This is a genomic window from Pararhizobium sp. PWRC1-1, assembly GCF_049897905.1.
GTDB lineage: Bacteria > Pseudomonadota > Alphaproteobacteria > Rhizobiales > Rhizobiaceae > Pararhizobium.
The window spans coordinates 180,059-198,843 of record NZ_JAFCXE010000008.1 but is presented as its reverse complement, the minus strand read 5'-3'; the positions used below and the strand labels follow the sequence as shown (position 1 = coordinate 198,843).

Here is an 18,785-nt window from a genome sequence, read left to right as displayed (position 1 = left end):
GTCAGCGGTCCTTCGGGTCGAGCGCATCGCGCAGGCCGTCGCCGGCAAAATTGAGCGAGAACAGGGTGAGGACGAAGAAGATCGCCGGGAAGATCAAAAGCCATGGTGCCGACTGGATGTTGTTGGCACCTTCGGCAATCAGCGCGCCCCAACTCGTCAGCGGCGCTTGAACGCCAAGGCCGAGGAAGGACAGGAAGCTTTCGAGCAGGATGACCTTCGGCACCACGACAGTAACGAAGACCACCACAGGGCCGATCGTGTTCGGGATGATGTGGCGGCGGATGATCTGCCAGTCCGTCAACCCCAATGCCTGTGCCGCACCGATGAATTCACGCCGCTTCAAGGCCAGCGTCTGGCCGCGCACGATGCGGGCCATGTCCAGCCATTCCACCGCGCCGATGACGAGGAAGATCAGGATGAACGAGCGTCCGAAGAAGACGACGAGCACGACGACGAGGAAGACGAAGGGCAGCGAATAGAGGATTTCGACGAACCGCATCATGACATTGTCGACGCGGCCACCGATATAGCCCGAGGTCGCACCATAGAGCACGCCGATGCTCAGAGAAACAAGGCTGGCGAGCAGGCCGACGGCGATCGAGATCTGGCCGCCGAGCATGACGCGGGCCATCAGATCTCGGCCGTTGGAGTCCGTGCCGAACAGGAAATATTCCCGCGAGACGCTACCCGTGAGCTTCAGCGTCTTGCCATCGTCTTCGGTGGCGACCACTTGCGTGCTGTCGAATTCGTTGGCCCGGTCGAAATAGCGTGTGGTGCGCGGATCGATCGGCGCGTCGGAGGTCACGGTGGCGGTGAAGGTCTGGCCTTCGACGGCAAACTCCTTCAGATCGACACGCGCCCGTCCGGCAACGCCCTCCATTACCGCCTGCAGGCTGGACGCATCCGGCCGGGGCTCGAAGCTTGGCGGGATCGAGACGTAGGACGGAAACACCTGGTCATAGGTATGGCTGATGAAATAGGGGCCGAGGAAGGAAAACAGGGTGATCAGCAACAGCGTCACGCAGCCAGCCATGGCGGCGCGGTTGCGGCGAAAACGCATGGTGGCTAGCTGAAACAGGCTTCTGCTGGCTGTTTCCGGCGGCAGTTCCGTGGTGACGATATCAGTCATGGCGAACCCTCGGATCGAGAAGGCCGTAGAGAATGTCGACCAGAAGATTGAAAACGATGACGAAGATGGCGATCAGCACCACGGTTCCCATCACCAGCGTATAGTCGCGGTTGATCGCACCCAGCACGAAATAGCGGCCGACGCCGGGGATGGTGAAGATCGTCTCGACGACGGCCGAGCCGGTGAGCAGGGCTGCCGCGGCCGGTGCCAGATAGGAAACCACCGGCAGCATGGCTGCGCGCATCGCATGAGTGATGACGACGGTGCGTGACGGCAGGCCGTAGGCGCGGGCCGTGCGGATATGGTCGGTGTGCAGCGCCTCGATCATCGAGCCGCGCGTCAGCCGGGCAAAGACTGCCAGCTGCGGCAGCGCAAGCGCGATCATCGGCAGGATCAGGAAGCGCAGCGAGCCATCGCCCCAACTGCCGGCAGGAAGCCAGGCGAGCGTGATGGCGAAGATGAGCGTGAGGACCGGGCCGACGACGAAGTTCGGCACGGTGACGCCGACGGTCGAGACCGACATGATCAGGAAATCAAGGAAACTGTTTTGCCGCAGCGCCGCGATCGTGCCGGCAAGAACGCCGCCGACCAGGGCCAGAAGCAGCGCGTAGAAACCGAGTTCCATCGAATAGGGCAGGCCCTTGCCGATCAGTTCGGCGACGGTGTTGTCCTTGTAGATGTAGCTGGGTCCGAAATCACCGGTGACGGCATTGCCGATGTAGGTGAGGTACTGGTTCCAGAGCGGCTGGTCCAGATGATACGTCGCCATCAGATTTGCCATTGTTTGCGGTGGCAGCGGACGTTCGAGATTGAATGGGCCGCCAGGAGCGAACCGCATCAGGAAGAAGGAAATCGTGACGACGATAAATAGCGTCGGCACGGCGCTCGCAAGGCGGCGCAGGACAAAGGAGATCATGGCTTTACTCTCTGACCGTGACGCGCGGCAGCAAGGGCCGCCGCGCGTCAGAATCCGTTATTCGGAAACGCTCAGGAAGCGGCTCAGGTGCGCGTTAACCGCGTTATCCTGCCAACCCTTCACCCTGTCGGACACCAGCCAGAGATCGGCCTGGGTCAGGAACGGCGCGATCGGCTGTTCCTTCATCAGCAACGCTTCGGCTTCATGAAGCGACTTGGACCGGACAGTCGGATCGATCTCTTCGTAGGACTTCTTCATCAGAGCGTCGAACTCGGGGTTCTCGAAATGCCCGTAGTTGAACGTCTTGTTCGAGGAGAGGCTGAGCGCCAGGAAGTTTTCGGCGTCGGCATAGTCGGCCACCCAGCCGGCGCGGGCGACGTTGAACTTGCCGCCCTCCTGCAGGTAGGCGTAGTGCGAGGATACGTCGAGATTGACCAGCGACACCTTGGCGCCGAACGTGTTCTTCCACATGTCGGCAACGGCAGTTGCCACGCGTTCATGGTTCGGGTTGGTGTTGTAGCGGATCTCGATATCCAGCGGCTTGCCACCCTCGCCGTAACCGGCTTCCTTCATCAGCTTGAGCGCTTCGTCTTCGCGGTCAAGCTGCGATTTGTCGGCAAAATCAGCCTTTGATGGATCGCCGTAGCTTGCCATGCCCGGAGGTACCATCGAGTAAGACGGCAGCTGCGAGCCCGAGTAGATTTCCTTGGCGAGGAAGTCGCGGTCGACGGCCATGGAGAGAGCACGGCGAACGCGCACGTCGCTATAGGGCTCCTGGCGGGTGTCGAAAGCGTAGTAGTAGGTCGCCAGCGTCGGCGAAACACGGACCTGCTCGCCGTAGGATTTGCGCAGGCGTTCCAGCTGGTCGGCCGAGAAGTTGTAGGCGAGGTCCATTTCCTTGGCTTCGAAGCGGCGGACGGAGGCTGCCTGGTCGTCGATCGGGTAGAAGATCACCTTGTCGATCTTGACGTTGGCCGCATCCCAGTAGGAAGGGTTCTTTTCGGTCGTCAGGCTATCGTTCGGCGTATGGGCGACGAGCTTGTAGGCTCCGTTCGAGACCATCACGCCGGGCTTGACGAAATCGGCGCCGTTCTTCTCGACGCTTGCCTTGGAAACCGGCAGGGCGGTCTGGTGCGCGAGAAGCTCTAGGAAGAAGGGGGTCGGGCGCTCAAGGGTGATTTCCAGCGTCTTATCGTCGATGGCCTTCAGGCCGAGTTGATCGACGGGCACTTCGCCCTTGTTGACCTTTTCGGCGTTCTTGATCGGGAAAAGGATGTTGGCGTAACCGGCAGCAGTCTTTGGATCCTCAACGCGCTGGAGGGAGAAGACGAAGTCCTCGGCCGTGACCGGAGAGCCATCCGACCACTTGGCGTCGGCGCGAAGCTTGAAGGTGTAGACGAGACCATCGTCTGACAGATCCCAGGTTTCGGCAGCACCAGGAACGACCTTGCCGGCCGCATCATAGATCGTCAGGCCTTCATAGAGGTCCTTCAGAATGAACTCTTCGATGTTGATCGAGGTGTGGGCCTGGTCGAGCGTCTGTGGCTCGCCGGCATTGCCCCGGTGCAGAACGGTTTCTGCGAGCGCGGGGCTCGCGCCAATGAGTATAGATCCAAGCAGCATTGCTGTACGGAGGTTGATTTTTGCTAGTGTCATTTTGTTCTCCTTCCCCTCTTTTAGGTTGTGAAGCGGCGATACAATGCCAAATCTTTTCCAGAGGCAAGGCTCTTTATGTCGCCCTAAACGCCGCCATGTCGCTGACGGATGGGTATCTGTAGCGCCTCGGTTGCATTTCAATCGCGTCGTTTTCAGGCAGATTTGCGTCACCTGAGATGCGATGCCCCGCCCTCTTCGGCAACGCCAACGCAAGTTCGAGTATTATTTGTGGCAGTTTACGTAATATGTATTCGCGGGTTGCCATTCTATGGACATGATCGTGCATCTGCCTTTCTCGCCGCTGCGCGGCGGCCACAACAGCGTGTCCCGGAACGTAACGAGTACGATAATTCAACAATCAACTTTTGGTTGCGTATGGCGATTTGATAAAAAATCCAGGATAATTTGTTCACAACGCCCCACCTGTAACGTTTCCGCTCGCCCAGCAACCGCATTTCCGCCGCTGCGGCGGTTGCCAAACCCGGATCATCAATTATGGTGCCCTGGAAAATCCGCTCACATTCGCCAGGAGGCCTGGTCGCGATACCAGTTGGTTTTTGTGGGGAGCACTTCTGCTCACGTGGAGAATAAGGTGCGCACATCGTCATCAGGAACGATGCGCTGAGACAACGGGAGACTTCTGACTATGGCATTGATAACCTTGCGGCAGCTTTTGGACCACGCCGCTGAAAACAATTACGCGCTGCCGGCGTTCAATGTGAACAATCTGGAATATATTCAGGCTGTGATGCGCGCGGCCGATGCCACGGATTCTCCGGTCATCCTGCAGGCAAGCCGCGGTGCGCGCGCCTATGCCGGCGATGCCTTCCTGCGTCATCTGATCCTCGGCGCTACCGAAGAATATCCGCACATCCCGGTCTGCCTGCATCTCGACCATGGCGACCAGCCCTCGACCTGCATTTCGGCGATCACCAACGGCTTTACCTCCGTGATGATGGACGGTTCGCTTCTGGCCGACGGCAAGTCGATAGCCTCTTATGAATACAATGTCGGCGTCACCGCCGAAGTCGTGAAGATCGCCCATGCTGCCGGCGTCTCGGTCGAAGGCGAGCTTGGCTGTCTCGGCAATCTGGAAACCGGCGCCGGCGAGAAAGAAGACGGCCATGGCTTCGAAGGCAAGCTGTCGCGCGAGGAACTGCTGACCGATCCGGAACAGGCTTTCGATTTCGTCGAAAAGACCGGCGTCGATGCGCTCGCGGTTGCCATTGGCACTAGCCACGGCGCCTACAAGTTTACCCGTGCACCAGACGGCGAAATCCTGTCGATCGACACCATCGCCAGGATTCACAAGCGCCTGCCGAACACCCATATGGTGATGCACGGTTCGTCCACCGTTCCGCAGGACCTGCAGGACCTGTTCAACGAGTTCGGCGGCCAGATGAAGCAGACCTGGGGCGTTCCGCTCGCCGAAATCCAGAAGGCCATTCCGCTCGGCGTCCGCAAGGTCAATATCGATACCGACCTGCGCCTCGCCTTCACCGGCGAAATCCGCAAGCATCACCTGCAGAACCCGGACAATTTCGACCCGCGCAATTACCTGAAGCCGGCGACGGCCCGCATGGTCGAAGTCTGCAAGGAGCGCTTCATTGCCTTCAATACAGCCGGCCAGGCATCGAAAATTCGCGTCAAGCGTCTGCCCGATATGGCAAAGGCCTATTCAAAGGTCGCCTGAAGACGCATTGTGGCGGAAGCTTCTTCCGCCACATCCCGCTTCGAGGGCAATCGCATGAGCTTTCCGTTGTTTGATCTGGCCGGCCGGCGTGCACTGATCACCGGTTCCAGCCAGGGTATCGGCTTCGCATTGGCTGAGGGCCTTGCGGCCCATGGCGCCGAGATCGTCGTCAACGGCCGTGATATCGACAAGGTCGAAGCGGCAGTCTCTGCTCTCAGGAACAACGGCCACGTGGCTAATGCTGCCGCCTTCGACGTGACCAGCAGGGACGCTTCAGCCGAGGCCGTCGATATCATCGAAAGCGAAATCGGCGCGATCGACATCCTGATCAACAATGCCGGCATGCAGTTCCGTTCGCCGCTGGAAGATTTTCCCGCAGACAAGTGGGAGCAGCTGCTGGCAACCAATATATCCAGCGTCTTCTATGTCAGCCAGGCCGTTGCCCGCTTCATGATCGCGCGCGGCCGGGGCAAGATCGTCAATATCGCCTCGGTCCAGAGCGAACTCGCCCGGCCCGGCATCGCGCCTTACACCGCAACCAAGGGCGCGGTACGCAACCTGACGCGCGGCATGTGTGCCGACTGGGCACGGCACGGATTGCAGATCAACGCGATCGCGCCCGGCTATTTCAGGACGCCGCTCAATCAGGCGCTGATCGATAATCCGGAGTTTTCAGACTGGCTGGAAAAGCGTACACCCGCAGCGCGCTGGGGAAATGTCGAAGAGCTGGTCGGCTCGGCCGTTTTCCTGGCGAGTAACGCATCTTCCTTCGTGAACGGACACACGCTCTATGTCGATGGCGGCATTACAACCTCTCTCTGAAAACCCGAGCCTGCCGGTGATCGTCATGGGCGTCAGCGGCTGCGGCAAGACCTCGGTCGGCGAACGGCTGGCGGACGCATTGAACTGCCGGTTCATCGAGGGCGACAGCCTGCATCCTGCTGCCAATATCGAGAAAATGTCCGCGGGCATCCCGCTTGGAGACGACGACAGGTGGCCGTGGCTCGACATCATTGGCGGCCTGATCGGCGACAGTTTCGCGCGTGGCGAGCGGGTCATCGTGTCGTGTTCGGCGCTGAAGAAAATCTATCGCGACCGGCTGCGGTCTGCTGCCGGCGGCCGTCTGGCCTTCGTTTTCCTGGAGGGATCACGCGCTGTATTCGAGAAGCGGATGAAGGCCCGCGCCGGTCATTTCATGCCGGCATCGCTGCTCGACAGTCAGTTCGCGACGCTGGAGCCGCCGACAGGCGAGCCCGGCGTTGTGACCGTCGATGTTGATCTGACCGTTGACGAGATCGTCCGGAAGGCCCTGGCCGGACTGCAAGATTTACCGACGCGCTGAGGCGCCAGCGCGGCCAAAAGCGCTTTACAATACTGCCTCCCTTTGATCTGTCAGACGCCAAGATTGTCTGGATTTCAAGGGAAGAGGAAAGATGAAACTTTTGCGCTACGGGCCGCTTGGCTCTGAAAAGCCGGGCGTTCTCGACAGGGACGGCCAGATCCGAGACCTCAGCGGCATCATCGCCGATGTCGGCGGCGATGCGATCAGCGACATGGATTGGGCGAAGGGGCTTGATATCGATAGCCTGCCGGTGGTTGGCGGCAGTCCGCGTCTTGGCGCCTGCGTTGCCGGGACCGGAAAATTCATCTGCATAGGCCTGAACTACGCCGACCATGCCGCCGAAACGGGTGCCGCGGTTCCGCCCGAGCCGGTGATCTTCATGAAGGCGACCTCGGCGATTGCCGGTCCGAACGATGACGTTCTCATCCCGCGCGGATCGGAAGCGACTGACTGGGAAGTCGAACTCGGTGTGGTCATCGGCAAAAAAGCCAAATACGTATCGGAAGCGGATGCGCTGCAGCATGTCGCCGGCTATTGCGTCATCAACGACGTCTCAGAACGCGACTTCCAGACCAAGCGTTCCGGCCAGTGGACCAAGGGCAAATCCTGCGACACCTTTGGCCCGACAGGCCCGTGGCTGGTGACGCGGGACGAAGTTTCCGAACCGCAGAACCTGAAGATGTGGTTGACCGTCAATGGCGTCAGCAAGCAGAACGGATCGTCGAAGACCATGGTCTACGGCGTTGCGCATGTGGTCAGCTATCTGAGCCAGTTCATGACACTGCACCCCGGCGATATCATCTCGACGGGAACGCCGCCCGGCGTCGGCATGGGCTTCAAGCCGCCACAATATCTGAAAGCCGGCGATGTCGTGGAACTCGGGATCGAGGGCCTCGGCACACAGAGGCAGACCTTCGTCGCCGACGTTTGATTGCCGCATTAAATTAACGAGGGCGCGTGCTTCGGCATCGCGCCCTTTTAATATCCTCAGGTTTCGATCTTCAGCTTGACGCGATCGGCGGCAAAGCGGGTGCGGGAAAACTGCACCGGCACGCCCTCCGGATCGGCATTGATGGCCGTCGCCTCGATGACGATGGCACCGGGCGAAAGGCGAAGCAGCGCCAGTTCTGAAGCATCCGCATGGCGTGCGACAAGCTCGGTCGAGACACGAACGTAATCCGCCAGGCCCTGTGCCGCGAAGGCCTTGGTGATCGAGTGCAACTGTTCGAACTGTTCGGCCATGGCCGGAAACCGGCTTTGCGGGAAAAAGCTGGTGGAACAGGACACCGGCCGCCCATCGGCGCTGCTCACCAGATCCAGCTGGATACAAGGGGCGCCGGGATCGATTTTCAATCCCTTCGCGACGTCGCCTGCCGCCGGCAATGTCCCCTTGGCAAGCAGTTTTGCCTCTGTCTCGCGGGCTTGATCGCCGAGCCCTTGCGAAAAGCGGGTACGCCGCGAGATCGGGAAACTCAGCCGCTCCTTGCGCTGGATCATCGTGCCCCGGCCCTGGATTGCCTGGACCAGGCCTTCATCCGCCAGCGCCGCCAGCGCGCTGCGCACGGTATGACGGTTGACGCCGAATTGTCCGGCAAGCACAGTCTCCGGCGGCACCATGCCGGTCTGATCATAGTCGCCATTACTGATCGACAGCCGGATAAGATCGGCGATCTGGCGCCAGAGGGCCACGCCGGTTTGGCGCTCGACCGCTTTTTTCGCATTCATGTCACAAGCCCGTCATGTGAGGGTTCTAAAAGCAGGATATCAGATGTATAGTTGTCTATATTAATAGACATTTCGGACGGAAGCAATGGACGCGATCAAACAAAATACCGGCGCGGCGGTGAACGGGCGCAAACGGATCATGGGCCTTCTGGCCCGAGCCTCCGGCGAGGAACTGCAGGTCAGCTGGTTGGCCATCGAGCCCAAGCCCGAGGTACATCCCGTACGCGGCCCGGAAACCGGACTGGTCATGGTGCGCGGCCGTGTCGGCGGCGGTGGCGACCCGTTCAATCTCGGAGAGGCCACAGTGAGCCGGGCAACCGTGCGGCTTGCCTCCGGCGAAATCGGCCATGGCCAACTGCTTGGTAATGACCGGGAGAAGGCGCGTCTCGCCGCCATCTTCGATGCGCTTCACCAGCGGCCGGAACATCGGAGCGCTGTCGATCAACTGATCGATGCGGTGGAAAGCCGCATCGAAGCGGATGACCGCAAACATGCCGAACAGACCGCAGCAACACGGGTCGATTTCTTCACAATGGTCCGGGGAGACAACTGATGGGCGCTCACACCGAAATCCACGCCAGCGCCTATGCCGGGGCGTTCACCGATCCGGTTTTCCAGTCGCAGTCGGTTTTCCGCGCACTGATGGATGCCATGGCCCGGCCGGGCACGATCATGCCGCTCGGCGCCTCTGCCACGCCGCCTGCACCGCTTGGGGCCGGTGCTGGTGCGATTGCCCTCACGCTCTGCGATGACGGTACGCCCGTATGGCTGACGAGTGCACTCACTCAATCCTCCGTTTCTGCCTGGCTGTCGTTCCACACCAGCGCACCGGTGACCGATATCAAGCCGGAAGCCCGTTTCGTTTTCATCGAGGCTGGCGGCATTGTCCCAGGTTTCGACCAGTTCGCACTCGGTACCCAGGAATATCCAGACCGCTCGTCCACGCTGGTCATCGAGATTGCGTCACTGACCGGCGGAGCCGAATTTGTCGCTGCAGGTCCGGGCATCAAGGATGAAACCACCATAGCGCCCAAAGGCCTGCCGGACATCTTCCTGACACTCTGGGCCGAAAACCGCGGCCTGTTTCCCCGCGGCGTCGATCTGATCCTCGTTGCCGGCACGGATGTCCTGTGCCTGCCGCGCACCACAAAACTTCGCCGCCGGGAGGTCTGATCCATGTATGTTGCTGTCAAGGGCGGCGAAGCCGCTATAGCCAATGCGCACCAGCTCCTCGCCGACCGCCGCCGCGGCGACCGGTCGCTGCCGGCCATCTCGATCGACCAGATCGTCGCCCAGCTCGGCCTCGCGGTCGACCGCGTCATGGCGGAAGCCTCGCTCTACGATCGTGAGCTGGCAGCTCTCGCCGTTCGCCAGGCGCGCGGCGACATGATCGAGGCGATCTTCATCCTGCGCGCTTACCGCACCACGCTGCCGCGTTTCGGCATGTCGGTGCCGGTCGATACTGTGAAGATGAAGATCGAGCGCCGTATTTCGGCGACCTACAAGGATCTGCCGGGCGGCCAGCTGCTCGGCCCGACATTCGACTACACCCACCGCCTGCTCGATCCGTCGCTGCTGACCGACGAGCCGGTTGCCGAGCCGCTGCGCCGGACGGCAGACGAGGGCTCGATGATGCGGGTCTCGGACATCCTCGCCGGCGAAGGCCTGATCGAGGGTGACGGTCAGATGCCGGAGGATCATGTGCCGGGCGACCTGACCCGTGAGCCGCTGGAATTTCCGCTGAACCGCGACCTGCGCCTGCAAGCTTTGGCGCGCGGTGATGAGGGCTTTCTGCTGGCGCTCGCCTACTCCACCCAACGCGGCTATGCCCGCACCCATCCTTTCGTCGGCGAAGTGCGCATCGGCGAGGTCGAGGTCGAACTCGACATTCCCGAGCTTGGTTTCGCCGTGTCGCTTGGCCCGATTCAAGTGACCGAATGCCAGATGGTCAACCAGTTCCAGGGCTCCGCCAAGAACCCGCCGCAGTTTACCCGCGGTTATGGCCTGGTGTTCGGCCAGAGCGAGCGCAAGGCGATGGCGATGTCGCTGGTCGACCGGGCGCTGCGTGCCGAGGAATTCGGCGAGGACATCGTCGCCCCGGCTCAGGACGAGGAATTCGTCATTTCCCATTCCGACAACGTCCAGGCGACCGGCTTCGTCGAGCACCTGAAGCTGCCGCACTATGTCGACTTCCAGGCCGAGCTCGATCTCGTCCGCCGCATGCGCGCCGAATATGATGCACGCAACGGCGTGGAGAAAAACGACACTATCCGGGACGCGGCCGAATGATCGAGGACCTGTCCCACATCACCTTCGTCGTCAGCGATCTCGAGCGCATGACCGACATTCTGCAGACGGTCTTCGGCGCGAAGCAGGTCTACGCCAGTGATGAGATGCAGTTTTCGCGTTCAGCGGAAAAGTTCTTCACGATCGGTGATCTCTGGATCGCCATCATGCAAGGTGAGAGCCTGAGCGACCGCACCTATAACCACGTCGCGTTTAAGATTCGCGACGAGGATATCGATATCTATCTGGAGCGCATCCAGTCGCTGGGCCTTGACCTGATGCCGCCACGGCCGCGTGTCGAAGGCGAGGGCCGCTCGATCTATTTCCACGATGCTGACAACCACCTGTTCGAGCTTCACACCGGCACCCTCGCCGAGCGGCTCAAAACCTATTCCCGTTTGAAGGAGGCAGCCGAATGACGGACCTTGCCACATACAACTTCGCTTATCTCGACGAACAAACCAAGCGGATGATCCGCCGGGCAATCCTCAAGGCCATTTCGATACCCGGCTATCAGGTTCCGTTCGCATCGCGCGAAATGCCGATGCCCTACGGCTGGGGCACCGGCGGTGTTCAGGTGACGGCGGCGATCCTTGGACCCAAGGATGTGCTGAAGGTTATCGACCAGGGGGCTGACGACACCACCAACGCGGTGTCGATCCGCGCCTTCTTCCAGAAGGTCGCTAATGTCGCGGTGACGACCAAGACCCGCGAAGCGACGATCATCCAGACGCGACACCGCATTCCCGAGGAAGCGCTGACGGCCGGTCAGACGCTGGTCTATCAGGTGCCGATCCCCGAACCCCTGCGCTTCCTCGAACCGCGCGAGACCGAAACCCGCAAGATGCATGCGCTGGAAGAATACGGCCTGATGCAGGTGAAGCTCTACGAGGATATCGCTCGCAACGGCCATATCGCTACGACCTATGCCTATCCGGTCAAGGTCGAGGGCCGCTACGTCATGGACCCGTCGCCGACCCCAAAATTCGACAATCCGAAAATGCACATGTCGGAAGCGCTGCAGCTGTTTGGCGCTGGCCGCGAGAAGCGCATCTACGCAGTTCCGCCCTATACCGACGTCGTCAGCCTCGATTTCGAGGATCATCCGTTCGAGATCCAGCATTTCGACAAGCCTTGCGCGCTGTGTGGTGCTGAGCAGGTCTATCTCGACGAAGTCGTTCTGGACGACAAGGGCGGACGCATGTTCGTCTGCTCGGACACCGACCATTGCGAGGATCGTCGCGAGCATGGTCATGCCGGTCATCTTCTCGCCCAACAGGAGGCCGCAGAATGAGCGCCGTCCCGCTTCTCAAAGTCAACGACGTGTCGAAATTCTACGGCAGCCGCATCGGATGCCGCAACGTCTCCTTCGAGCTTTGGCCTGGTGAAGTTCTTGCTATCGTTGGTGAATCCGGCTCCGGCAAGACGACGTTGCTGTCCTGTCTCTCCACTCGGTTGATGCCCAGTTCGGGCATTGTCGAATACCACATGCGCGACGGCCAGTACCGCGATCTGGCCCGCATGGGTGAAGCCGAGCGTCGCTTCCTGATGCGCACCGACTGGGGTTTCGTGCATCAGAACCCGGCCGATGGCCTGCGTATGACGGTGTCGGCCGGCGCCAATGTCGGTGAGCGGCTGATGGCGGTCGGCGACCGGCATTATGGCAATATCCGCGCCACGGCAGCCGACTGGTTGCGCCGTGTCGAGATCGAGGAAGACCGCATCGACGATCAGCCGCGCGCCTTTTCCGGCGGGATGCGCCAGCGCCTGCAGATCGCCCGCAATCTCGTCACCTCCCCGCGTCTCGTGTTCATGGACGAGCCGACCGGCGGTCTCGATGTGTCGGTTCAGGCCCGTCTGCTCGATCTGGTGCGCGGCCTTGTTCATGACCTCGGTCTCTCGGCGATCATCGTTACCCACGATCTTGCCGTCGCCCGGCTTCTCTCGCACCGGATGATGGTGATGAAGGACGGGCTAGTGATCGAGCAGGGTCTGACCGACCGGGTGCTTGACGATCCGCACGAGCCCTACACCCAGCTTCTCGTTTCCTCCATTCTGCAGGTGTGACCATGCCGACGCCCCTCGTTGTTTCCGAAGTCGCCAAGAGCTTCACCATGCACTTACGCGACGGCATCCGGTTGCCCGTCGTCAATGGCGTGTCGTTCTCCGTGAAGAAAGGCGAATGCGTCGTGCTCGGCGGTCCGTCCGGCGTCGGCAAGAGTTCGATCCTGAAGATGCTTTATGGCAATTACGCCGTCGATGCCGGACAGATCCTGATCGAACACCAGGGACATCTGGTCGATCTCGCCCAGGCTGCACCGCGCGCGGTGCTGGAAGTCCGGCGCGATACGCTGGGTTATGTCAGCCAGTTCCTGCGCGTCGTTCCGCGCGTGTCGGCACTGGATGTCGTCGCCGAACCGCTTCTGGCGCGCGGGGTCGATCAGGCTGTCGCGCGTGAAAAGGCAGCTGAGCTGCTGGCAAAGCTCAATCTGCCGCACGAACTCTGGCAGTTGCCTCCTGCGACTTTTTCCGGCGGCGAGCAGCAGCGCGTCAACATCGCCCGTGGCTTCATCACCGATCATGCGATCCTTCTGCTCGATGAGCCGACGGCTTCGCTGGACGCGACGAACCGCCGTGTCGTCGTCGAGATGATTGCCGCTAAGAAGGCTGAGGGCGTTGCCCTCCTTGGGATCTTCCATGACGAGGAAGTGCGCGATGCCGTCGCCGACCGCATCCTCGACGTCTCCGCCTTTTCGCCGCGAAAGGCCGCCGCATGAGCCAGAAACTGAGTGAAGAGCCGACGATCCATCCAACCGCCACCGTCAACCAGTCGACCCTTGGGCGGTACACGGAAGTGGGTGATCGTTGCCGCATCGATGAGGTGGAGTTCGGCGACTACTCCTATATTGAGCGCGACGGAATGATCTGGTGCGCAACGATTGGAAAGTTTGCCAACCTAGCGGCATCCGTTCGCATCAACGCCACCAACCATCCGACCTGGCGGGCAACGCTTCACCATTTCACCTACCGCGCCTCGAACTACTGGCCGGATGCGGACATGGAACAGGACTTCTTTGCCTGGCGCCGCGAAAACCGCGTCGTCATCGGTCACGATGTCTGGATCGGCCATGGGGCGACGGTGCTACCCGGTGTCACGATCGGAAACGGTGCGGTCGTCGGTTCGGGGGCCGTGGTCTCCAAGGATGTGGCGCCCTACACCATCGTCGGAGGCGTTCCGGCCAAGCTGATCCGCGAACGTTTCGGCAAGGACATCGCCGAGCGTTTTGAGAAACTAGCCTGGTGGGATTGGGATCACGCCAAGCTGCGCGATGCCCTCAACGACTTCAGAATGCTCGATGCGGATGCATTCCTTACCCGTCACAATGCCTGAGTTTTGGCACGCCAATCCCCGCCTTTGCGGGGATTGTGGACTGTAACAAAAACAACATCAATCTGACATTCGCCCTTCATCAACCGCCGTTATGGCAGGGGCATACCGATGACCGGTGCCACTGCCAAAGGATGCGTACCCATGTTTCAGCTGAAGAATGTAACCCGTCAGTTCGGCAAGAAGATTGCCGTGAACTCGGTTACTTTCGACATCCCGCAGGGCCAGATGGTCGGCATCATCGGCCGGTCCGGTGCGGGCAAGTCAACGCTTCTGAGGATGATCAATCGTCTCAATGACGTCTCGTCCGGCTCCATCCATTTCGGTGATCTCGAAGTGTCGTCGCTGCGCGGTGCAGCCCTTCGCAACTGGCAGCGCGATTGCGCCATGATCTTCCAGCAGTTCAATCTTGTGCCGCGTCTCGACGTTTTGACCAACGTGCTGCTCGGCCGCCTCAATCATCGCTCGACGGTTCTCAGCATCCTCAACATGTTCACCCGCGAAGAGCGCATCATGGCGATCGGCGCACTGGAACGGCTCGGCATCGAACAGACGGCGCTGCAACCGGCCGGCACCCTGTCCGGTGGTCAGCAGCAGCGTGTTGCCATTGCCCGTGCGCTGATGCAGCAACCGAAGATGCTGCTCGCCGACGAGCCGATCGCTTCGCTCGATCCGCTGAATGCCAAGATCGTCATGGATGCGCTACGCGACATCAACGAGCGCGACGGAATTACCGTCGTCACCAACCTGCACACGCTGGATACGGCGCGCAATTACTGCGAGCGCATCATCGGCATGGCGCATGGACAGGTCGTTTTCGATGGCCAGCCACACGAGCTGACGGCAGCGGCTGTCGCCGAAATCTACGGCTCGGGCGCCGAGCTCGATGAATCGATGACCTCGACCAGCATCAATATTCCTGCCGCTCAGGACAACACGAAATCCGCCGGCGTTAAGCCGCTGGCACTGGCCGGGCTCTAAAGAGCGAGCCGGGATCGCAAGCCCGCGTCAAGGGCAGAAGCTTTGCAACCGAATGTGAACCGGCGCCGCCGGGATAACAGGAGAAGACCCTTATGTTGAAGAAAGCACTTCTGAGCGCTGTTGCGCTTTTTGCCCTCGTTGGCCACGTTCAGGCTGAAGACCTCAAGGAATTCCGCGTCGGCATCATCGGTGGCGAAAACGAAGCCGACCGCCTGCGCAACTACCAGTGCCTCGGCGATCACCTGAAGACGGCGCTGAATGTCGAGAAGGTCTCCTTCTTCCCGGCTGCCGACTATGACGGCGTTATCCAGGGCCTGCTCGGCGGCACGCTCGATTATGCAGAACTCGGCGCGTCCGGTTATGCCAAGATCTTCCTCGCCAAGGCTGATGCCGTCGAGCCAATCCTGACGACCGAACAGTCCGACGGCTCGACCGGCTACTACTCGATCATGGTTGCCCGCAAGGACAAGGGTTACGCCAGCGTTGCCGATCTCAAGGGCAAGAAGCTCGGTTTTGCTGATCCGGATTCGACATCGGGTTACCTGATCCCGAGCGTGACCCTGCCGGAAACGATCGGCATGCCGGTCAAGGAATTCTTCGCTGAAACCGGTTTCGGCGGCGGCCATGAAAACCTCGTTCTCGAAGTGCTCAAGGGCACCTTCGATGCCGGCACGACCTTCGGTTCGGGCATCGGCGAGTTCAAGGACGGCTACACGTCCGGCAACCTGCACAAGATGGTCGAAAAGGGCGTTCTCGATATGAACGATCTGGTCGAACTGTGGCGCTCGCCGCTGATCCCGAACGGCCCGATCGTCGTTCGCACCTCGATGAACAATGACATGAAGGCGAAGTTCAAGCAGTTCATGCTCGATCTGCCGAAGACCGATGCGGCCTGCTTTGCCGGCGTCATGGGCGGCGATTTCAAGGGCTTCGTCGAAGTCAATTCCGACTTTTACAAGCCGATCATCGACGCCCGCAAGTCCACCATCGGCGGCTGATACCGTCAAAATCCAAGCGCTGGCCGGCCATCCCGGCCAGCGTTTCCTTGTTTAAGCAGTCTCGGGGCATGACGCCCTTCGAGGCCTCGTGTTTGCCGGAGACTTCATGGCCACGTCAGCGCTTCCCACGACCTTGAGCGACAATGGCGCCGTGGTCGAACGCCACTGGCAGGAGCTTAATCTCCGCCGCCGTACCTATACGTTTCTGGGTCTTGCGCTCTTGGCCGTGGCTCTGTCCGGATCTTTGTGGTTTGCCAATGCGACCAATGCCGGCAAGTTTTTCGACCGCCTGCCCTATTTCTTCGATTTCGTCGGCGATCTCGTGCCACGCGATGGTGCCGAAATCGGCCGGGCGATGTTCGATCTGCCCTCGCCCTATGACGACGGCAGCCTGAAATACAATTATCCCGAAGGCCGGATGTATCTGACGGACAGCATCTATGTGCCCGAATATTTCTACAAGATGCTGGAAACGCTGAATATCGCGATCTTCTCGACGATCTTCGGCATGTTTTTCGGCTTCATTCTCTGCTTCTTTGCGGCGCGAAACCTGATGCCAAATCCGTGGGTGCGCGGTGTTGCACGGCGCGTCATGGAGATACTGCGGGCCTTTCCGGAAGTGGTGATCGCCGGCTTCTTTCTGGCCATCCTGTCTTTGGGCCCTATCCCGGCGATGATTGCGGTTTCGATCCATACGGTTGGCGCACTCGGCAAGCTGTTCTTCGAAGTCGTCGAAAATGCGGACATGAAGCCGGATGAAGGCCTGCGGGCTGCCGGCGGCAACTGGTTCGAGCGGGTCTGGTTCGGCATCGTGCCGCAGGTTCTGCCCAACTTCATGAGCTATTTCCTGCTGCGTCTCGAAATCAACGTGCGTGCATCGACCATCATCGGTGCCGTCGGCGGCGGCGGTATCGGCGAGCCGTTGCGGCTTTCTATCAGCCAGGGCCATGAGGCAAAGACTTTGGCGATCATCATCCTGTTGTTTTCGACGATCATTGCCGTCGATCAGTTTTCCGCATGGCTGCGCCGCCGTCTCGTCGGCGACCAAGCCTTCCAGCTGGCGCAATAGGAGGCGGACCATGACTGTAACCACGATGATGAACACCGCGCAGATGGACGCGATCGCTGCCCGTCACCCGCATTTGCTGCAGGGCTCGGCCAGCAAGCGCATCCGGTCCATCCTGATCTTCGCCGGCATCGCCCTCTATATGATCTACAGCTGGTGGTTTTTCTCGATCGGCCAGGTTCTGGTCAATGCCAATTGGGGCATTGCCGGCACCTATCTGGCCGACTGGGTGTCCTACGAGGTCCGGCCCGACATCAAGATCGCCACCGACGGCACGATGCAGGTCGTCTATCCGCGTTACTCGCCGCTCGGTCCCGATGCCAAACCGGAATGGGTCAAGATCGAGACGAAGATGGTCGATCGCACCATCGATGTCCCGGCCGTGACGCAGCAGGCGGCTCCGAAAAAGAGTTCGAGCTTCAGCTTCATGGCGCCGAATTCGGCTGTCGGCAGCGGCGCCGAGGCGGGTGCCCGGACGGAAACCCGCACCGAAGAAGTCGTCAGCCGCGCCACCGTCAATTTCAACAGCACGACCAGCATCGCTGTCGCCGACGGCAAGGTCGCGGCCACCCATGCGGGCGAAACCTTGCTGATCGATCTCGAACATTCCGCCGGTGTTACGCCGGAAGGTGCCTTGCCGGAATGGGCGACGCAGAAGCGGCCGGGCGAAAAGATCACGCTCGCCTTCGGCATGACCGGCTGGGCCGATGTCGACAAGGAAAAGGTCAGCATCCACAACCGTTTTCCCGGCTGGGCCAACTTCATCTTCGATACAAATTCGCCCTTCTTCAACAAGTCGGTCAGTCAGGTCACGAACCTGATCGTCAGTGGTGACCGTCTCGACCCCACCCGTTCCAACCTGTCGCTCGCCTGGAACAACATCCTCTACAATGCCGAATGGCAGCATCTCGATGTCTGGACCAAGCTGCTGCAGACCATCGTTATGGCCTTCGTCGGCACGCTGTTTGCCTCGATCATCGCCTTCCCGCTGTGCTTCCTTGCCGCGCGCAACATCACCCGCAATGGTGTACTCAACCAGGTCATAAAGCGGTTCTTCGACTTCCTGCGATCGGTCGATATGCTGATCTGGGCGCTGTTCTTTACCCGCGCCTTCGGCCCCGGACCGCTCGCCGGCATGTCGGCGATCTTCTTTACCGATACCGGTACGCTCGGAAAGCTCTATGCCGAAGCGCTGGAGAATATCGACGACAAGCAGCGCGAAGGCGTCAAATCGGTCGGTGCCGCGCCGCTTGCCGTGCAACGCTTCGGCGTGCTGCCGCAGGTCCTGCCGGTGTTTGCCAGCCAGGCACTGTATTTCTGGGAATCCAACACCCGCTCGGCGACCATTATCGGCGCTGTGGGTGCGGGCGGTATCGGCTTGAAACTCTGGGAAGCGATGCGGACGAATTCCGATTGGGAAAACGTCTGCTATATGGTTATCCTGATCCTCATCGTCGTCTTCATTTTCGACAGTGCCTCCAATTTTCTGCGCTCGCGTCTGATGGGCCAGAAAACACACTGAACTATGGTGGCGGATCACCGTCACGATCACGATAATGTCACGAAGAGCGCGTAGCGACAGCGTCAGTTCGGCTGTCCCAACCG

20 protein-coding genes are annotated in these 18,785 nt (G+C 60.5%); 16 read left to right on the top strand and 4 right to left on the bottom strand.

Features of this window, described 5'->3' with window-relative positions; genetic code table 11:
• Position 1: 1 nt before the first annotated feature.
• Genes ACP7E0_RS14840 through ACP7E0_RS14830 form a run of 3 tightly spaced genes read right to left on the bottom strand, consistent with a single transcriptional unit; the run spans position 2 to position 3,701 of the window.
• Positions 2-1,129, bottom strand: a complete 1,128-nt coding sequence (locus tag ACP7E0_RS14840) for an ABC transporter permease (RefSeq protein WP_426125795.1) — start codon at positions 1,127-1,129, stop codon at positions 2-4.
• Positions 1,122-2,045, bottom strand: coding sequence for an oligopeptide ABC transporter permease OppB (oppB, locus tag ACP7E0_RS14835; protein ID WP_426125794.1), 924 nt, complete (start codon positions 2,043-2,045; stop codon positions 1,122-1,124). The genes ACP7E0_RS14840 and oppB overlap by 8 nt, the downstream gene beginning before the upstream one ends.
• A 57-nt stretch (positions 2,046-2,102) precedes the next feature.
• Positions 2,103-3,701 carry a peptide ABC transporter substrate-binding protein gene (locus tag ACP7E0_RS14830; protein WP_426125793.1) on the bottom strand — a complete coding sequence of 533 codons (1,599 nt, stop codon included), beginning with the start codon at positions 3,699-3,701 and terminating at the stop codon, positions 2,103-2,105.
• A 646-nt stretch (positions 3,702-4,347) separates the two neighbouring features.
• Here ACP7E0_RS14830 and fba point away from each other — a divergent pair.
• The 4 genes from fba to ACP7E0_RS14810 all read left to right on the top strand — a co-directional run bounded on the left by fba (position 4,348) and on the right by ACP7E0_RS14810 (position 7,667).
• The gene (gene fba, locus ACP7E0_RS14825; RefSeq protein ID WP_113313021.1) at positions 4,348-5,394 is read left to right on the top strand and encodes a class II fructose-bisphosphate aldolase; all 1,047 of its coding nucleotides are present in this window, start codon (positions 4,348-4,350) and stop codon (positions 5,392-5,394) included.
• Positions 5,395-5,448: 54 nt separating this feature from the next.
• On the top strand, positions 5,449-6,216 hold the full coding sequence (locus ACP7E0_RS14820; protein ID WP_426125792.1) for an SDR family oxidoreductase: 768 nt from the start codon (positions 5,449-5,451) through the stop codon (positions 6,214-6,216).
• Positions 6,191-6,736 (top strand): gluconokinase, encoded by a 546-nt coding sequence (locus tag ACP7E0_RS14815; RefSeq protein ID WP_426125791.1) that lies wholly within the window; start codon positions 6,191-6,193, stop codon positions 6,734-6,736. Before ACP7E0_RS14820 ends, ACP7E0_RS14815 begins: the two co-directional genes overlap by 26 nt.
• A gap of 91 nt (positions 6,737-6,827) precedes the next feature.
• On the top strand, positions 6,828-7,667 hold the full coding sequence (locus ACP7E0_RS14810) for a fumarylacetoacetate hydrolase family protein (protein WP_426125790.1): 840 nt from the start codon (positions 6,828-6,830) through the stop codon (positions 7,665-7,667).
• Positions 7,668-7,723: 56 nt separating this feature from the next.
• On the opposite strand, the gene phnF is transcribed toward ACP7E0_RS14810, so the two are convergent.
• Positions 7,724-8,461 (bottom strand): phosphonate metabolism transcriptional regulator PhnF, encoded by a 738-nt coding sequence (phnF, locus tag ACP7E0_RS14805; RefSeq protein ID WP_426125789.1) that lies wholly within the window; start codon positions 8,459-8,461, stop codon positions 7,724-7,726.
• A gap of 85 nt (positions 8,462-8,546) precedes the next feature.
• Here phnF and phnG point away from each other — a divergent pair, with 85 nt between their 5' ends.
• From phnG to phnE (ACP7E0_RS14745), 12 genes are all read left to right on the top strand, one after another.
• The gene (phnG, locus tag ACP7E0_RS14800) at positions 8,547-9,014 is read left to right on the top strand and encodes a phosphonate C-P lyase system protein PhnG (RefSeq protein ID WP_426125788.1); all 468 of its coding nucleotides are present in this window, start codon (positions 8,547-8,549) and stop codon (positions 9,012-9,014) included.
• Positions 9,014-9,634 carry a phosphonate C-P lyase system protein PhnH gene (phnH, locus tag ACP7E0_RS14795; protein ID WP_426125787.1) on the top strand — a complete coding sequence of 207 codons (621 nt, stop codon included), beginning with the start codon at positions 9,014-9,016 and terminating at the stop codon, positions 9,632-9,634. Before phnG ends, phnH begins: the two co-directional genes overlap by 1 nt.
• A gap of 3 nt (positions 9,635-9,637) precedes the next feature.
• On the top strand, positions 9,638-10,750 hold the full coding sequence (locus ACP7E0_RS14790) for a carbon-phosphorus lyase complex subunit PhnI (protein ID WP_426125786.1): 1,113 nt from the start codon (positions 9,638-9,640) through the stop codon (positions 10,748-10,750).
• The gene (fosX, locus tag ACP7E0_RS14785) at positions 10,747-11,166 is read left to right on the top strand and encodes a FosX/FosE/FosI family fosfomycin resistance hydrolase (RefSeq protein WP_426125785.1); all 420 of its coding nucleotides are present in this window, start codon (positions 10,747-10,749) and stop codon (positions 11,164-11,166) included. The genes ACP7E0_RS14790 and fosX overlap by 4 nt, the downstream gene beginning before the upstream one ends.
• On the top strand, positions 11,163-12,041 hold the full coding sequence (locus tag ACP7E0_RS14780) for an alpha-D-ribose 1-methylphosphonate 5-phosphate C-P-lyase PhnJ (protein WP_426125784.1): 879 nt from the start codon (positions 11,163-11,165) through the stop codon (positions 12,039-12,041). Before fosX ends, ACP7E0_RS14780 begins: the two co-directional genes overlap by 4 nt.
• Positions 12,038-12,814 (top strand): phosphonate C-P lyase system protein PhnK, encoded by a 777-nt coding sequence (gene phnK, locus ACP7E0_RS14775; protein WP_426125783.1) that lies wholly within the window; start codon positions 12,038-12,040, stop codon positions 12,812-12,814. The genes ACP7E0_RS14780 and phnK overlap by 4 nt, the downstream gene beginning before the upstream one ends.
• Before the next feature lie 2 nt (positions 12,815-12,816).
• Positions 12,817-13,524, top strand: coding sequence for a phosphonate C-P lyase system protein PhnL (phnL, locus tag ACP7E0_RS14770; RefSeq protein WP_426125782.1), 708 nt, complete (start codon positions 12,817-12,819; stop codon positions 13,522-13,524).
• On the top strand, positions 13,521-14,138 hold the full coding sequence (locus ACP7E0_RS14765; RefSeq protein WP_426125781.1) for a DapH/DapD/GlmU-related protein: 618 nt from the start codon (positions 13,521-13,523) through the stop codon (positions 14,136-14,138). The genes phnL and ACP7E0_RS14765 overlap by 4 nt, the downstream gene beginning before the upstream one ends.
• Before the next feature lie 141 nt (positions 14,139-14,279).
• A complete protein-coding gene (gene phnC / locus ACP7E0_RS14760; protein ID WP_426125780.1) occupies positions 14,280-15,116 on the top strand; it encodes a phosphonate ABC transporter ATP-binding protein in 837 nt (278 codons plus the stop codon).
• 92 nt (positions 15,117-15,208) lie between these two features.
• Positions 15,209-16,114 carry a phosphonate ABC transporter substrate-binding protein gene (gene phnD / locus ACP7E0_RS14755; protein ID WP_426125779.1) on the top strand — a complete coding sequence of 302 codons (906 nt, stop codon included), beginning with the start codon at positions 15,209-15,211 and terminating at the stop codon, positions 16,112-16,114.
• Positions 16,115-16,220: 106 nt separating this feature from the next.
• Positions 16,221-17,183, top strand: a complete 963-nt coding sequence (phnE, locus tag ACP7E0_RS14750) for a phosphonate ABC transporter, permease protein PhnE (protein ID WP_426125778.1) — start codon at positions 16,221-16,223, stop codon at positions 17,181-17,183.
• Between the two features lie 10 nt (positions 17,184-17,193).
• Positions 17,194-18,702, top strand: coding sequence for a phosphonate ABC transporter, permease protein PhnE (gene phnE, locus ACP7E0_RS14745; protein WP_426125777.1), 1,509 nt, complete (start codon positions 17,194-17,196; stop codon positions 18,700-18,702).
• The last annotated feature ends 83 nt before the right edge of the window (positions 18,703-18,785 follow it).

Bases quoted from the DNA above. Each gene is read 5' to 3' on its own strand.
- ACP7E0_RS14840 (WP_426125795.1), bottom strand. From the start codon at position 1,129: ATGACTGATATCGTCACCACGGAACTGCCGCCGGAAACAGCCAGCAGA.
- oppB (WP_426125794.1), bottom strand. From the start codon at position 2,045: ATGATCTCCTTTGTCCTGCGCCGCCTTGCGAGCGCCGTGCCGACGCTA.
- ACP7E0_RS14830 (WP_426125793.1), bottom strand. From the start codon at position 3,701: ATGACACTAGCAAAAATCAACCTCCGTACAGCAATGCTGCTTGGATCT.
- fba (WP_113313021.1), top strand. From the start codon at position 4,348: ATGGCATTGATAACCTTGCGGCAGCTTTTGGACCACGCCGCTGAAAAC.
- ACP7E0_RS14820 (WP_426125792.1), top strand. From the start codon at position 5,449: ATGAGCTTTCCGTTGTTTGATCTGGCCGGCCGGCGTGCACTGATCACC.
- ACP7E0_RS14815 (WP_426125791.1), top strand. From the start codon at position 6,191: ATGGCGGCATTACAACCTCTCTCTGAAAACCCGAGCCTGCCGGTGATC.
- ACP7E0_RS14810 (WP_426125790.1), top strand. From the start codon at position 6,828: ATGAAACTTTTGCGCTACGGGCCGCTTGGCTCTGAAAAGCCGGGCGTT.
- phnF (WP_426125789.1), bottom strand. From the start codon at position 8,461: ATGAATGCGAAAAAAGCGGTCGAGCGCCAAACCGGCGTGGCCCTCTGG.
- phnG (WP_426125788.1), top strand. From the start codon at position 8,547: ATGGACGCGATCAAACAAAATACCGGCGCGGCGGTGAACGGGCGCAAA.
- phnH (WP_426125787.1), top strand. From the start codon at position 9,014: ATGGGCGCTCACACCGAAATCCACGCCAGCGCCTATGCCGGGGCGTTC.
- ACP7E0_RS14790 (WP_426125786.1), top strand. From the start codon at position 9,638: ATGTATGTTGCTGTCAAGGGCGGCGAAGCCGCTATAGCCAATGCGCAC.
- fosX (WP_426125785.1), top strand. From the start codon at position 10,747: ATGATCGAGGACCTGTCCCACATCACCTTCGTCGTCAGCGATCTCGAG.
- ACP7E0_RS14780 (WP_426125784.1), top strand. From the start codon at position 11,163: ATGACGGACCTTGCCACATACAACTTCGCTTATCTCGACGAACAAACC.
- phnK (WP_426125783.1), top strand. From the start codon at position 12,038: ATGAGCGCCGTCCCGCTTCTCAAAGTCAACGACGTGTCGAAATTCTAC.
- phnL (WP_426125782.1), top strand. From the start codon at position 12,817: ATGCCGACGCCCCTCGTTGTTTCCGAAGTCGCCAAGAGCTTCACCATG.
- ACP7E0_RS14765 (WP_426125781.1), top strand. From the start codon at position 13,521: ATGAGCCAGAAACTGAGTGAAGAGCCGACGATCCATCCAACCGCCACC.
- phnC (WP_426125780.1), top strand. From the start codon at position 14,280: ATGTTTCAGCTGAAGAATGTAACCCGTCAGTTCGGCAAGAAGATTGCC.
- phnD (WP_426125779.1), top strand. From the start codon at position 15,209: ATGTTGAAGAAAGCACTTCTGAGCGCTGTTGCGCTTTTTGCCCTCGTT.
- phnE (WP_426125778.1), top strand. From the start codon at position 16,221: ATGGCCACGTCAGCGCTTCCCACGACCTTGAGCGACAATGGCGCCGTG.
- phnE (WP_426125777.1), top strand. From the start codon at position 17,194: ATGACTGTAACCACGATGATGAACACCGCGCAGATGGACGCGATCGCT.